Below are 12,693 nucleotides of genomic sequence, written 5' to 3'. Positions count from 1 at the left end.
CACGCGCCGAGCGGCGCCAAACCCCATGAATCACCTTGCGCCGACCCCCTTCGGTGCTTAGAAGAACGCAGATTTTGAACCGGGGCCACCACGCCTGGCGGCCCGTGCCGATAAGGACAAAGAGGAAAACATGCAGGTCACCGAGACTCTGAACGACGGTCTGAAGCGCGGCTACGCGATCACCGTGACGGCCGCCGAGCTGGACGCCAAGGTCAACGAGAAGCTCGCCGAGGCCCAGCCCGAGATCGAGATGAAGGGCTTCCGCAAGGGCAAGGTGCCGATGCCGCTGCTGAAGAAGCAGTTCGGCCAGCGCCTTCTGGGCGAGTCGATGCAGGAAGCCATCGACGGCGCCATGAACAAGCACTTCGAGGACTCCGGCGACCGCCCGGCGCTGCAGCCGCAGGTCAAGATGACCAACGAGGACTGGAAAGAAGGCGACGACGTTCAGGTCGAGATGTCCTACGAGGCGCTGCCGCAGGTGCCGGAGATCGATTTCTCCGGCATCAAGATCGAGAAGCTGGTCGCCAAGGCTGACGACGCCTCCGTCGACGAAGCCCTCGCCGACCTCGCCAAGACCGCGCAGTCCTTCGAGGATCGCGCCGAGGGCGAAGCCGCGCAGGACGGTGACCAGGTCACCATCGACTTCCTCGGCAAGGTCGATGGCGAAGCCTTCGACGGCGGCGCGGCGGAGGATTATCCGCTGGTGCTCGGCTCCGGCTCGTTCATTCCGGGCTTCGAGGAGCAGCTCGTCGGGCTCAAGGCTGGCGACGAGAAGAACGTCGAGGTGAAGTTCCCGGAGGAGTACGGCGCGGAAAACCTCGCCGGCAAGGACGCCGTCTTCGAGTGCAAGGTCAAGGCTGTGAAGGCCCCCGCCGAGGCGCAGATCGACGATGCGCTGGCGCAGAAGTTCGGTGCCGAGGACCTCGAGGCGCTGAAAGCCCAGATCCGCGAGCGGCTCGAGCACGAGTACACCGGCGCGGCCCGCGCCGTGATGAAGCGCGCGCTGCTCGATGAGCTGGACGGTCTGGTGTCCTTCGACCTGCCGCCGAGCCTCGTCGAGGCGGAGGCGAAGCAGATCGCCCACCAGCTTTACCACGAGGAGCACCCGGACGATCACGGCCATGACCACGGCGAGATCGAGCCGACCGAGGAGCACACCAAGCTGGCGGTTCGCCGCGTGCGCCTTGGCCTGCTGCTCGCCGAGATCGGCCAGAAAGCCGAGGTCGAGGTGACCGACGCCGAGATGACCCAGGCGGTGATGGCGCAGGCGCGTCAGTACCCGGGCCAGGAACGCGCGTTCTTCGATTTCGTGCGCCAGAACCAGCAAATGCAGCAGCAGTTGCGCGCGCCGATCTTCGAGGACAAGGTCATCGACCACATCGCGGAGGGCGCCCAGGTGACCGAGAAAGAGGTCTCCAAGGAAGAGCTGCAGAAGGCCGTCGAGGCGCTCGACGAAGAGTGACCTGACCGCGCTTTCGGGTTCCGGAGAATTGAGAAAGCCGCCCCTAGGGGCGGCTTTCCTCTTTCCGGGACATGGGGGGCCGGGAGCCGGGGGTCAGAAGGTCTCCGCCAGCATTCCGGCCTGGCTGTGCTCGGGCCGGGCGTGGGTCCAGCCACCGGCGTGCATCTTGCCCTGCGACGTCTGGAAGACCGCCACCTGGTCGAACAGCGCCTCGGTATCCGAGGAGAGCGTCTTGCTGATCGTCATGTTCTCCAGCACCATCGCGGCGTTGCGCTGGGTCACCACGTCAAGTTCCGCCACGGCGGTGTTGATCTCTGTCAGCGTCGCCGACTGTTCCTTCAGCCCGCCCGCGATCTCCTTGATATTGTTGGTGATCGTGCCGACCCGGTCGAAGATCGTGCTGAGTTCGGTGTTGGCCCGCTGCACCAGGTCCACACCACCGGCCACGTGCTCCGAGCTTTCGGTGATGAGCGACTTGATGTCCCGGGCGCTGTCCGCCGAGCGCTGTGCCAGGGCCCGGACTTCGGAGGCGACCACGGCAAAACCGCGCCCCGCGTTCCCGGCGCGGGCCGCCTCGACCCCGGCGTTGAGCGACAGCAGGTTGGTCTGGAAGGCGAGATCCTCGATCACGGTGATGATCTGGCTGATTTCACCGGAGGATTTGGAAATCCGGGTCATCGCCGCAATCACGTCGTCCACCACCTGGCCGCCTTTCTTCGCAGCCTCCTGCGTCTCCACGGCGATATCGGTGACGTTCCGGGCATTCTCCGCCGCGGTGGCCGCGTTGGAGGTCAGTTCCTCCACCGCGGCGGCGGTCTCCTCCAGCGTAGCGGCCTGCGTCTCCGTCCGGGTGGAGAGCGCTTCGGATGCGGTGCCGATCTTGCTGCCGCTTTCGCTGATCCGGGCGGATGCGGATTTGACGCCATCGACAAGCTCCTCGAGCTGGCTGGCCGCGGCGTTGAACGCCTCGCAGATCGCGTTCAGGTCCGGCTCGCGCGACGACGCCACGCGATGACCGAGATTGCCGTTCCGCAGGTGCTCCAGTCCGGCGGCGATGGTTTCGATGGCCTTTTGCCGGGGGGTGACATCCGTTGCGATCTTCACCACGCCGTTGATCTGCCCCTGGGCATCCCGGACCGGCGCGTAGGTTGCCAGCAACCAGAGCAGGCTGCCGTCCTTCCTGACCCTCGCGAAGCGATCCGTGAACACCTCACCTGCGCGCAGCGACTCCCAGAAGGCGGCGTACTCCTTGCTTTTGCGGTAGTCGGAGGTGACGAACATCGAATGGTTGTTGCCGACGATTTCTTCGCGCGCATAGCCAACGGCACCAAGGAAGTTCTTGTTCGCGTCGATGATCGTCCCGTCCGTCTGAAACCAGATCACGGCCTGGGTCTGCAAGACCATGTCGATCAAGGCGACAGACCCCTGAGTGACCGGCTCGCCACTGGCCAGCTTCAGTTGTGTGTTCGTCTTCGTCCCAAATAGTCGCATCCCAAGCTCCGGCTGAAAGGTGAAGTATGGATGCATTTGATAATCTCAAATTCTAACCAAATGCCTAATTGTCGCGGATTGCGTGCGCAGCGCCCGAGTCGCGCAGAGGGAACAAAAGAAAAACCGCCGCGCAGTGGTCTGCGCGGCGGTTGATATCCCGGCCGGATTGGGAACCCGGGGGCGATCAGGCGTCCGAACGGCCTTCCGGCGTCTCGACGATGCCCGAATCCTCGTCGTCGGCGGCAGCACCGATGTCGTCGAACAGTTCGGAGATCTCGAATTCGGCCTGTGCCTCTTCCTCGGCGGCCAGTTCCTGGATGGACTTGCCGGAGGCCTGCAGCTCGGCCTCTTCGGGCGAGCGCGCGACGTTGAGGGAGATGGTGACCATCACCTCGGGGTGCAGGTGCACCTCGACCTCGTGCAGACCAAGGACCTTGATCGGCTGGCGGATGATGACCTGCTTGCGGTCGAGCGAGAAGCCCTCGGCGGTTGCCACTTCGGCGGCGTCACGGGTGGTGACGGAGCCGTAGAGGTTGCCACCGTCAGAGGCCTGGCGAATCACGACGAACTGCTGGCCGCCGAGACGGTCGGCCAGGGCCTCTGCCTCCTTGCGGGTCTCCAGGTTGCGGGCCTCGAGCTGCGCCTTGCGCTCTTCGAAGGAGGCGATGTTCTCTTTCGAGGCGGTCAGCGCCTTGCCCTGCAGCAGCAGGTAGTTGCGCGCGAAGCCGGGCTTGACGTCGACGACGTCGCCCATCTGGCCCAGCTTGGCCACGCGTTCCAGAAGGATCACTTGCATGGTTTTCGCTCCTTAGTTCACGGCATAGGGCAGCAGGGCGAGGAAGCGGGCGCGCTTGATGGCGCGGGCGAGTTCACGCTGCTTCTTCGCCGAGACGGCGGTGATGCGGGAGGGGACGATCTTGCCGCGCTCGGAAATGTAGCGCTGCAGGAGCTTCGTGTCCTTGTAGTCGATCTTGGGTGCGTTGTCGCCCGAGAAGGGGCAGACCTTGCGGCGGCGGAAAAACGGTTTTGCGGCCATGGTTTAACTCCTGTGTCCCGGGGATCAGTTGCGGCGTTCGCGGCGCGGTTCGCGCTCGTCGCGCTTCTGCATCTGGACGGAGGGGCCGTCCTCGTGGGCGTCGACCTTGATGGTCAGGACGCGCATCACGTCGTCGTGCAGACCCATCAGGCGCTCCATTTCCTGAACCGCGGCGGAGGGCGCGTCGGTCTTCAGGAAGGCATAGTGGCCCTTGCGGTTCTTGTTGATCTTGTAGGCCATGGTCTTCACGCCCCAGTACTCGGACTCGACGACCTTGCCGCCGTTGTCGGTGAGGACTGCGCTGAAGTGTTCGACAAGGCCTTCGGCCTGCGCGTTGGACAGATCCTGACGCGCGATCATGACATGCTCATACAGCGGCATGCGATCTCCGTTCTTTTATCAAGGCGCATTTCATAGGGCCGGGTGTCCCTTTCGCCCCGGTCCACGAGAGACTGCGCGGTTCAAGCAAAGTCGCGAAAGGTTGCGCCGTATTGCACGGATCGCAAGGCGGCGCAAGCCTTGCGGGGCAGGGGACATGGTGCACAAGGCCGCAGGTCGCGCGCGGTCTCCCTCCCCGGGACGGGGAGGGCCGGGGTGGGGGACCGAATGGGGCGGCCGATCCGGCACAACATGACCCCGCCTGCGCCGCATTGATGCCCGTTTTGGAACAGAGCCTGATCCTGCTTCACATTGTTTCCCTCGAAGGAGCCTCCGCCATGAGCACGCTCGCCGCCGACGTCCGCCGCCGCACCCCGGTCGAAGTCTCCCTTTCGGGGTTTTTCCTCTCGCTCCTGCTGGGCTGCCTCGGTCTTGCGCTCTGTCTCTCCGCGTTTGTCCTGTGGCTGACCCTGGCCAGCCACGGCCTGCCCTCGGTCTCGCTGCTCAAGCTCTGGGTCTCGGTCCTTCTGTTCGTTGCAGGCTGTTCCCTGCTGGTCCGCGCCCGCCGCTGCTGACCACGCGCCGCCGTTTGCGCACCATCGCCCGCGCGATCCGTTCGCAAATACACAGACCCTGTGGAGGGTCGCGGAATTGCATGCTGCACCCGCAGCATCAATATCGCTCTCATGTTTTCCACGCCAATCGAGGGCCCTGACATGAAACCGCTTTTCCTTGCCGCCGCGCTTGCCGCTGCCACCCCCGCCTTTGCCTCCGAAGCCACCGTCTACGTGCTCGACCCGAGCCACAGCCAGGTTGTCTTCCACTACAACCACCTCGGCTATTCGACCACCTACGGCATGTTCTCCGGCTTCGAGGGCCAGATTTCCTGGAACAAGGAAGACCCGGCGGCCTCCTCCGTCACCGTCTCCTTCCCGGTGCGCACCATGCTGACCGGCTGGGAAGCCCGCTTCGAACACTTCATGTCCGGCGACTTCTTCGGCGCCGAGGATGACAGCGAACTGGTGACCTTCTCCTCCACCGGCATCGAAGTGACCGGCGAGACCACCGCGAAAATCACCGGCGATCTGACCCTGAACGGCGTGACCAAGCCTGTCGTGCTGGACGCGACACTGACGCAGGAGATGGACCACCCGATGGAGGGCAAGCCCTGGGCCGGGTTCGAGGCAACCACCACGCTGACCCGTTCCGAGTTCGACCTCGGCATGTTCGCGCCCTACGTGAGCGACGAAGTTGAGGTCTATATTTCCGTCGAAGCCACCCCGGCGGAGTGATCCACTCCAAAAGGCGGGTCCCCGGCAGGGGGCCCCACCGACCTGCGAGGCCCCGGCTGGGGCCCCACCGACCTGCGAGGCCCCGACAGGGGCCTCGTGCAAAACTCTTCGAAGAGTTCTGCAAAGCCCGTCGAAGGACTTTGCAGCACCCGCCTCAGCCGATCATCCGCTTGATCGCCGCCGCGTGCTCCGCGCTGGCACCGAGGCTGTCCTGCGCCATCTGCCGCGCCGCGTCCAGCACGTCGCCCTCCGCGATCCGGTCGATCAGCCCCCAGCCGAACGCCTCTTCCACGGTGATCTTCTCCCCGCACATCAGCACCCGCTTCGCCCGCGCCGCGCCCACCAGCGCCGCCAGCCGCGTCGGGTCCGAGGGCTGCGGCAGGAAGCCGAGCTTCATAACCGGGTAGAACACCTTCGCACCCGGCACCGACACCCGCAAATCGCAGGCGAGGACCATGCCCATCGCGCCACCGGCCACGGTCCCGTTCAGGGCGCAGATCGTGATCCCCGGCAGCCGGGCCAGTGCGCCCGACAGCCGCTCCCACAGCGGCGAGACCGCCAGCCCCGCCTTCGCCGCGTCGAGGTCCGCCCCGGCGGAGAACACCTTGCCCGTGCCGGTCAGCACCAGGCCACGCGCCTCCCGCGCCTCTTCGGCAATGATGCAGAGCCGCTCCAGCATCTCCGCCGTCAGCGAATTGGCCTTCTCGGGCCGGTCGATCACCGCCACCCAAAGGCCGCTCTCTTCCTTCTGCAGCCGGATCACGCGAGGCCCACCCTGGCCCTGATGGCCTCGTCGCGCAGCGACACCTCGCCGCCCAGGAAGCCGTCCGCCTCCGCCCCGCACATCCAGACCAGCGCCTGCGCCACCCACTCCGGCGGGATGTGGTCGGACCAGTCCAGCTGTGACACCGGGTTGATGCCCGAGGCCTTGATCTCCTTCTGCATCTGGGTCGCCACCGTGCCCGGCGAGAGCGAAATCGCCCGGATGCCTGCCTCCCGGTACTCCTTGTCCAGCATCTTCGTCAGCATCAGCGCCCCCGCCTTGGAGGCGCAGTAGTGCGACCAGCCTTCGACCGGCCCATGCGCCGCGCCGGAGCCGATGGTGAGGATCGTGCCGCCGCCCTTCGGCAGCATCACCTGCAGCGCCGCGTGCATGCCGTGAAAGACGCCCTTGAGGTTCACGTCGATCACCTCGCCCCAGGCCGCCGGGTCGGCCTCGTCCATGCGTGCGATCGGCTCGATCATCCCGGCGTTGTTCACCACGATGTCGAGGCTCCCGTGCGCCGACAGGCAGGCGTTCACCGCCTGCTCGACTTCCCAATACCGGGCGATGTCGCAGGGGATCGCCACCGCGCTCGGTCCGATCTCGCCTGCCAGCCCGGCAATCGCCTCCGCGCTGCGCGCCACCAGCGCCACTTTCGCCCCGGCGGCGGCGAAGGCGCGCGCGGCTTGTGCCCCGATGCCCCGGCTCGCCCCGGTGATCAGGACGGTTTTTCCTGTCAAGTCCATGGTTTGGCCCTTTCTGAACGGATCGTGCCTTACGCAACACGTAAAGCGAAGATAGTATGGAATCCAGTCCCTTGACCCATGCCCGGCAAGCACCGACACTTGGGCAGGATATAACCCGTACTTCAACGAGGAAATTCATGAAACATCTTGGCAGCGCATCCGTCCTGGCCCTCTGCGCCATGGCATACCCGGCATTGGCCGACGTCACCCCCGAGCAGGTCTGGGACAACCTGGAAAGCTACCTGACCATGTCGGGCTACACGGTGAGCGGAACGGAAACGATGTCCGGCGACACCCTGACCGTCAGCGACGTGACCATGTCCATGGAGATCCCGGACGCCGGGGGCGATGTCTCCGTGATCATGGGCGCACTCACCCTGTCGGACAAGGGTGACGGCACCGTGGCGGTGACCTGGCCCTCGCCAATGCCGGTGATGGTGAGCGTCGACGTCGATGGCAGCCCGGTGGAGGTGACCCTCGACTATGTCACCAACGGACTCGACATGACCGCCTCCGGCAGCCCCGAGGAACTGACCTATGATTTCAAGGCGGACAGCCTCGGTCTGACCCTGTCGAAACTCATCGTCGAGGGCAACGAGATCACCCGCGACATGGCCACGGTCGAGATGATGATGAACGGCCTTTCCGGCAAGAGCACCCTGGCGATGCTGGACGGCATGCGCATGGTCACCCAGACCATGAGCGCCTCCGGGCTGAGCCTGACCGGCATGGCCGCCGAGCCGGGCACCGACAACGGCGGGCATTTCTCGCTGAAACTCGCAGGGATGGACAGCAGCAGCGAAAGCATGCTGCCGATGGAAGTGGATTACTCCGACATGCCCGCCATGCTGGCCGCCGGCTTCGCCGTGGCAGGTCAGCTGACCCACTCCGGCGCGGACATCGCCTTCGACTTCAACGACCGGGGGCAGAAGACCGAGGGCACCATGACCACCTCGTCGGGCAACCTGACGGTGGCGATGTCCGAGGACGCGATGACCTACAAGGTCGGCAACACTGACATGGTCGTGGCGCTGATGGGCGCGGAAATCCCGCTGCCGATCAACGGCAAGATGGCCGAGACCTCGTTCAACGTCACCGTGCCGCTGCAGGCCTCGCAGGAGCCGCAGGACGCTGCCATCGGCATCACCTTGGCGGGTTTCGAGACCTCGGACATGATCTGGGGCATGATCGACCCGGGCGCGGTGCTGCCGCGTGATCCGGCCACCGTATCCGCCGACCTGACCGCGAAGATCACCCCCTTCATCAGCCTGCTGGACGAGGAATCCATGGCGAAGGTGGAGGACGGCATGATGCCGGGCGAGCTCAACGCCTTGACGCTGAACAACCTGACCGTCGAGGCGGCGGGCGGCAAGATCACCGGCACCGGCGATTTCACCTTCGACAACACCGACATGGCCAGCTTCGACGGCATCCCGCGGCCGGAGGGCAAGATCGACCTTTCCGTGTCCGGTGCCAACGGGCTGATCGACAAGATCATCCAGATGGGCCTGATGTCGGAAGAGGACGCCATGGGCGCGCGCATGATGCTCTCGATGTTCACCGTTCCGGGCTCCGAGCCGGATACCGCGACCTCGTCCATCGTCTTCAACGAGCAGGGCCAGGTTCTCGCCAACGGCCAGCGCATCAAGTAAACGTCCAATCCAGACCCTGAACACAGCGCCGCGCCACGGGACACCGGGGCGCGGCTTTTTCGTCTGGCGGGACCGGGGTAGGGCGGGGCTGTGCCCCGCACCCGCTCCGGGGGACAGGCTGACCGCGCCGCCGTCCGGACGACCGCCCGGGGGGAAAACCGGAAGATACTGTCGGTTATCCGGCTCGGAAGGGCATATGCTGCACGAAACCGGGCAATTCCAGCACGATCCGCCCGGACCTTTCAGGACCCGGCCTCCGTGTCGCCCCGCACTGCCGTCAACTCGAACGAGACCACCACGTCGAAGCCGAGTTGCGCCCCATCCGTCATGCTCTCGCCGATGCCGAAGTCCCGGCGGTCGAGCGTGCCGGTCCCGCTGGCCCGCGCCGTGTCGCCGTCCAGATCCAGCGTGAATGCCATGGTCAGCGGCACCTGCACCCCTTTCAGGTCCAGCGCCCCGCGCAGGCTGTATCCGTCCTCCGTCGCAAAGATGTCTCCGGTGTAGACCGCTGTCGGGATGCGCTCCGCCGCGAGGAAGTCCCCGCCGAGCGCCTGTTTCGTCACGGAGCCCAGCGTCAGCGACGCCAGCGCCACCTCGACCCGCACCGATCCCTGCGGGGCCTCCGCCTCCGGACCGGCGAAGGAGATCGCCGCGGTCCAGTCGGCAAAGCTGCCGCTGACGGTGCTGCCCATCTGCTGGACCGCGATCGACAGGGTGCCGTCCTGCACCGCCCAATCACTCTCGACCTGCGCCAGCGCCGGGGCGGCGCCGCCCGGCTCGGCCTCGCCGCCGCCCGGAACCAGCGCCAGCCCCAGCGCTCCGGCCCAGACCGCCACCGCCGCGACCGCCGCCAGCACGTGCCCGCCGGCACCCGGCACCCCGGCCTCCGCCGATCCGGGCAACATCCGCTTCAGAGTCGCGTCCCGGTCGATGACATGGTGCTTGAGCGCCCCGGCCACATGCAGCAGCAGGCTGCCGATCAGCACGTTCTTGGACAGGACGTGCATGACGCCGAACACATGCGCGACGTTCTCGTCCTTCGGCACGAAGGGCAGGTCCTGCCCGAACGGCCCCCAGATCGGCGCAAAGCCCGTGGTCGCCGCATGGTGAATCCACCCGGTCAGCGGCACTAGCACAAGCGCCCCGTAGAGCACCCAGTGCACGGTTTCGCCAAGCCAGGTCTCCAGCCGCCGTTCCGGATGCAGCGGAGCGGGTTTCGGCTGGCTCAGCATCCAGCCGATCCGCACCAGCGCGAGGAAGAACAGCCCCACGCCGACGGTCTTGTGCCAGGAGAACAGCTGCGCCTTCCAGGCCAGCTCCTCTGCCGTCCCATAGGGCGCATCGCTCGCCATGATCCCCAGCGGGATCATCAGGAGGATGCCAAGGGCAACCGTCCAGTGCAGGGCCTTCGACAGGCTCCCGAAGCGGGTGGATGTATTTCGCAAGGCCATGACAGCACTCCCTCGTTCTGACTGTGTCATCACCTATATGCCGCAGCGCAGCATGCAATCTTCATTCCCGCACATATCCTGTGCCGGTGGCTTGCCCGGACCGGCCCGGCCCTGTAAGCCCTTGCGACAAGGAACACGGAAACGAGAGGGCCGACATGAGCCGCGCATTCATTTTCCCGGGGCAGGGCGCACAGACCATCGGCATGGGCCGGGACCTGGCCGAGGCCTATCCGGCGGCGAAAGCCGTCTTCGACGAGGTCGACGCGGCCCTGGGCGAAAAGCTCTCCAGCCTGATCTGGGAGGGCGAAGCCGACCAGTTGACGCTGACCGCCAATGCGCAGCCCGCCCTGATGGCGACCTCGATTGCGGCCATGCGGGCGCTGGAGGCCGAAGGTGTGGCGATCACCGACGCCGCCTTCGTCGCCGGTCATTCGCTGGGTGAATACTCCGCCCTGACCGCCGCCGGGGCGCTCTCGGTCGGCGATGCCGCGAAACTCCTGCGGGCGCGCGGCGCGGCGATGCAGGCGGCCGTTCCGGTGGGCGAGGGGGCGATGGCCGCGGTGCTCGGCCTTGACCTTGCCGCCGTCCGCGCGGTGGCGGAGCAGGCGGCGCAGGGCGAGGTTTGCCAAGCGGCGAATGATAACGACCCGGCGCAGGTGGTCATTTCCGGCGCGAAGGCCGCGGTGGAACGCGCGGTGGACATCGCCAAGGAAGCCGGAGCCAAGCGGGCGCTGCTGCTGCCCGTGAGCGCACCCTTCCACTGTGCCCTGATGCAACCCGCCGCCGATGTGATGGCCGAGGAACTGGCCCGGGCGACGATCCATGCGCCGAAGGTGCCGCTGGTCGTAAATGTCCGCGCCGAGGCGGTCACCGATCCGGACACCATCCGCCAGCTGCTGATCGAGCAGGTCACCGGCTCCGTGCGTTGGCGCGAAAGCGTGGAATGGATGGTGGCGCAGGGCGTTACGGACTTCCTTGAGATCGGCGCGGGCAAGGCGCTCTCGGGCATGGTGCGCCGCATCCACAAGGCAACGACGGTCGGCAATGTCGGCACGGCGGCCGAGGCACAGGCCGCGGCGACAGCCCTCAAGGGCTGAGCCGCACATGTCTTTGAAGACATTTGCAAAGCCCTGTCAGGGCTTTGCGCGACACAAAGAGGAAATGACATGTTCGATCTGACAGGAAAATGCGCGCTGGTCACTGGCGCATCGGGCGGCATCGGCGGGGAGATCGCCAAGGCGCTGCACGCCGCCGGGGCCACCGTGGGCCTTTCGGGCACCCGCACCGAACCGCTGGAGGCGCTGGCCGCCGAACTGGGCGACCGGGTCCATGTACTGCCCTGCAACCTGTCCGATGCCGAGGCGGTCAACGCGCTGCCGAAGCAGGCGATCGAGGCGATGGGCGCCATCGACATCCTCGTGAACAACGCCGGGATCACCCGCGACAATCTCTTCATGCGCATGAGCGAGGAGGAGTGGGCCTCCGTGCTGGAGGTGAACCTCACCTCCACCTTCCGCCTGTGCAAGGGCGTGCTGCGCGGCATGATGAAGGCGCGCTGGGGGCGGATCGTCAACATCTCCTCCGTGGTGGGCGCCACCGGCAACCCGGGGCAGGGCAACTACGCCGCCGCCAAGGCGGGCATGGTGGGCATGTCCAAGTCACTCGCCTACGAGGTTGCCTCGCGCGGCATCACGGTGAACGCGGTGGCCCCGGGCTTCATCGAGACGGCGATGACCGACAAGCTCAATGATGACCAGAAGGCCGCGATCCTGACCCAGATCCCCAGCGGGCGCATGGGCACGCCGGCGGAAATCGCCGCTGCGGTGCTGTATCTGTCGAGCAATGAAGCGGCTTACGTGACGGGCACCACCTTGCACGTCAATGGCGGAATGGCCATGCTGTAAACGGGGCTTCGGCCCGCAGGGAAAAGCATTTGCCATTGCGGGCGGGTGTGTTATAGGCCCCCCAGATTTTGGCCGAGGGGCGTCTTCGCGTACTGGTCAGGGCCGGGGTTTCCGGCGAGAACCGCCCGAAAGGGCATCGAAATGCCGACCCTTCGGGGCGAAGGCGGAAAATGGGCATGCGCCCGAACAAGTGAGGAAGAAACATGAGCGACATCGCAGATCGCGTTAAGAAGATTGTGGTCGAGCACCTGAGCGTGGAAGAAGACAAGGTCACCGAGTCGGCGTCCTTCATCGACGACCTGGGCGCAGACAGCCTCGACACCGTCGAACTGGTCATGGCCTTCGAAGAAGAGTTCGGCATCGAGATCCCGGACGACGCCGCCGAGACCATTCAGACCTTCGGCGACGCGGTGAAGTTCATCACCGAAGCGCAGTAATCGAAACGCCTGTCGTTTCCATGAGCGGCGTCCTCCGGGGCGCCGTTTTTACGTTGCGGCCTCGCCAGGATGCCGCCGGGA

The 12,693-nt window shown here is 65.9% G+C and carries 14 protein-coding genes; 7 read left to right on the top strand and 7 right to left on the bottom strand.

Going from position 1 to position 12,693, the window contains the following annotated elements; all coding sequences use genetic code 11:
* The first annotated feature begins 130 nt into the window (after window positions 1-130).
* Window positions 131-1,462, top strand: a complete 1,332-nt coding sequence (gene tig / locus ACP159_RS18710; protein ID WP_425101236.1) for a trigger factor — start codon at window positions 131-133, stop codon at window positions 1,460-1,462.
* A gap of 93 nt (window positions 1,463-1,555) precedes the next feature.
* On the opposite strand, the gene ACP159_RS18705 is transcribed toward tig, so the two are convergent.
* The 4 genes from ACP159_RS18705 to rpsF all read right to left on the bottom strand — a co-directional run bounded on the left by ACP159_RS18705 (window position 1,556) and on the right by rpsF (window position 4,370).
* A complete protein-coding gene (locus ACP159_RS18705; protein ID WP_425101235.1) occupies window positions 1,556-2,953 on the bottom strand; it encodes a methyl-accepting chemotaxis protein in 1,398 nt (465 codons plus the stop codon).
* Between the two features lie 184 nt (window positions 2,954-3,137).
* Window positions 3,138-3,749, bottom strand: a complete 612-nt coding sequence (rplI, locus tag ACP159_RS18700; RefSeq protein WP_425101234.1) for a 50S ribosomal protein L9 — start codon at window positions 3,747-3,749, stop codon at window positions 3,138-3,140.
* A 12-nt stretch (window positions 3,750-3,761) separates the two neighbouring features.
* The gene (gene rpsR / locus ACP159_RS18695; RefSeq protein ID WP_425101233.1) at window positions 3,762-3,989 is read right to left on the bottom strand and encodes a 30S ribosomal protein S18; all 228 of its coding nucleotides are present in this window, start codon (window positions 3,987-3,989) and stop codon (window positions 3,762-3,764) included.
* A gap of 24 nt (window positions 3,990-4,013) precedes the next feature.
* On the bottom strand, window positions 4,014-4,370 hold the full coding sequence (gene rpsF / locus ACP159_RS18690) for a 30S ribosomal protein S6 (protein ID WP_425101232.1): 357 nt from the start codon (window positions 4,368-4,370) through the stop codon (window positions 4,014-4,016).
* Window positions 4,371-4,705: 335 nt separating this feature from the next.
* Between rpsF and ACP159_RS18685 the strand changes: the two genes are divergently transcribed.
* Both ACP159_RS18685 and ACP159_RS18680 read left to right on the top strand, forming a co-directional pair.
* Window positions 4,706-4,942 (top strand): hypothetical protein, encoded by a 237-nt coding sequence (locus tag ACP159_RS18685; RefSeq protein ID WP_425101231.1) that lies wholly within the window; start codon window positions 4,706-4,708, stop codon window positions 4,940-4,942.
* Window positions 4,943-5,083: 141 nt separating this feature from the next.
* On the top strand, window positions 5,084-5,659 hold the full coding sequence (locus ACP159_RS18680) for a YceI family protein (protein WP_425101230.1): 576 nt from the start codon (window positions 5,084-5,086) through the stop codon (window positions 5,657-5,659).
* A 154-nt stretch (window positions 5,660-5,813) separates the two neighbouring features.
* Here ACP159_RS18680 and ACP159_RS18675 read toward each other — a convergent pair whose 3' ends face one another.
* Window positions 5,814-6,422 (bottom strand): enoyl-CoA hydratase/isomerase family protein, encoded by a 609-nt coding sequence (locus ACP159_RS18675; RefSeq protein ID WP_425101229.1) that lies wholly within the window; start codon window positions 6,420-6,422, stop codon window positions 5,814-5,816.
* A complete protein-coding gene (locus tag ACP159_RS18670) occupies window positions 6,419-7,168 on the bottom strand; it encodes an SDR family oxidoreductase (RefSeq protein ID WP_425101228.1) in 750 nt (249 codons plus the stop codon). The genes ACP159_RS18675 and ACP159_RS18670 overlap by 4 nt, the downstream gene beginning before the upstream one ends.
* Window positions 7,169-7,305: 137 nt before the next feature.
* Here ACP159_RS18670 and ACP159_RS18665 point away from each other — a divergent pair, with 137 nt between their 5' ends.
* The gene (locus tag ACP159_RS18665) at window positions 7,306-8,820 is read left to right on the top strand and encodes a DUF2125 domain-containing protein (protein ID WP_425101227.1); all 1,515 of its coding nucleotides are present in this window, start codon (window positions 7,306-7,308) and stop codon (window positions 8,818-8,820) included.
* Between the two features lie 242 nt (window positions 8,821-9,062).
* On the opposite strand, the gene ACP159_RS18660 is transcribed toward ACP159_RS18665, so the two are convergent.
* On the bottom strand, window positions 9,063-10,271 hold the full coding sequence (locus ACP159_RS18660) for a cytochrome b/b6 domain-containing protein (RefSeq protein ID WP_425101226.1): 1,209 nt from the start codon (window positions 10,269-10,271) through the stop codon (window positions 9,063-9,065).
* 155 nt (window positions 10,272-10,426) lie between these two features.
* Between ACP159_RS18660 and fabD the strand changes: the two genes are divergently transcribed.
* The 3 genes from fabD to ACP159_RS18645 all read left to right on the top strand — a co-directional run bounded on the left by fabD (window position 10,427) and on the right by ACP159_RS18645 (window position 12,612).
* Window positions 10,427-11,368 carry an ACP S-malonyltransferase gene (fabD, locus tag ACP159_RS18655; protein ID WP_425101225.1) on the top strand — a complete coding sequence of 314 codons (942 nt, stop codon included), beginning with the start codon at window positions 10,427-10,429 and terminating at the stop codon, window positions 11,366-11,368.
* Between the two features lie 69 nt (window positions 11,369-11,437).
* Window positions 11,438-12,175, top strand: coding sequence for a 3-oxoacyl-ACP reductase FabG (gene fabG / locus ACP159_RS18650; protein WP_425101223.1), 738 nt, complete (start codon window positions 11,438-11,440; stop codon window positions 12,173-12,175).
* A 203-nt stretch (window positions 12,176-12,378) separates the two neighbouring features.
* Entirely contained in the window at window positions 12,379-12,612 is a 234-nt protein-coding gene (locus ACP159_RS18645) for an acyl carrier protein (protein WP_282299110.1), read from the top strand.
* Window positions 12,613-12,693 lie beyond the last annotated feature (81 nt).

It is taken from the genome of Tropicibacter sp. S64 (assembly GCF_049803835.1).
Classification (GTDB): domain Bacteria; phylum Pseudomonadota; class Alphaproteobacteria; order Rhodobacterales; family Rhodobacteraceae; genus Pacificoceanicola.
Note: the sequence above shows the minus strand (reverse complement) of the source record. Positions and strands in the feature narration are given on the sequence as shown.

Coding starts and splice junctions, on each gene's coding strand:
- ACP159_RS18660 (WP_425101226.1), bottom strand. CDS start 10,271: ATGGCCTTGCGAAATACATCCACCCGCTTCGGGAGCCTGTCGAAGGCC.
- ACP159_RS18705 (WP_425101235.1), bottom strand. CDS start 2,953: ATGCGACTATTTGGGACGAAGACGAACACACAACTGAAGCTGGCCAGT.
- ACP159_RS18670 (WP_425101228.1), bottom strand. CDS start 7,168: ATGGACTTGACAGGAAAAACCGTCCTGATCACCGGGGCGAGCCGGGGC.
- fabD (WP_425101225.1), top strand. CDS start 10,427: ATGAGCCGCGCATTCATTTTCCCGGGGCAGGGCGCACAGACCATCGGC.
- ACP159_RS18665 (WP_425101227.1), top strand. CDS start 7,306: ATGAAACATCTTGGCAGCGCATCCGTCCTGGCCCTCTGCGCCATGGCA.
- ACP159_RS18680 (WP_425101230.1), top strand. CDS start 5,084: ATGAAACCGCTTTTCCTTGCCGCCGCGCTTGCCGCTGCCACCCCCGCC.
- rplI (WP_425101234.1), bottom strand. CDS start 3,749: ATGCAAGTGATCCTTCTGGAACGCGTGGCCAAGCTGGGCCAGATGGGC.
- rpsF (WP_425101232.1), bottom strand. CDS start 4,370: ATGCCGCTGTATGAGCATGTCATGATCGCGCGTCAGGATCTGTCCAAC.
- rpsR (WP_425101233.1), bottom strand. CDS start 3,989: ATGGCCGCAAAACCGTTTTTCCGCCGCCGCAAGGTCTGCCCCTTCTCG.
- tig (WP_425101236.1), top strand. CDS start 131: ATGCAGGTCACCGAGACTCTGAACGACGGTCTGAAGCGCGGCTACGCG.
- fabG (WP_425101223.1), top strand. CDS start 11,438: ATGTTCGATCTGACAGGAAAATGCGCGCTGGTCACTGGCGCATCGGGC.
- ACP159_RS18645 (WP_282299110.1), top strand. CDS start 12,379: ATGAGCGACATCGCAGATCGCGTTAAGAAGATTGTGGTCGAGCACCTG.
- ACP159_RS18685 (WP_425101231.1), top strand. CDS start 4,706: ATGAGCACGCTCGCCGCCGACGTCCGCCGCCGCACCCCGGTCGAAGTC.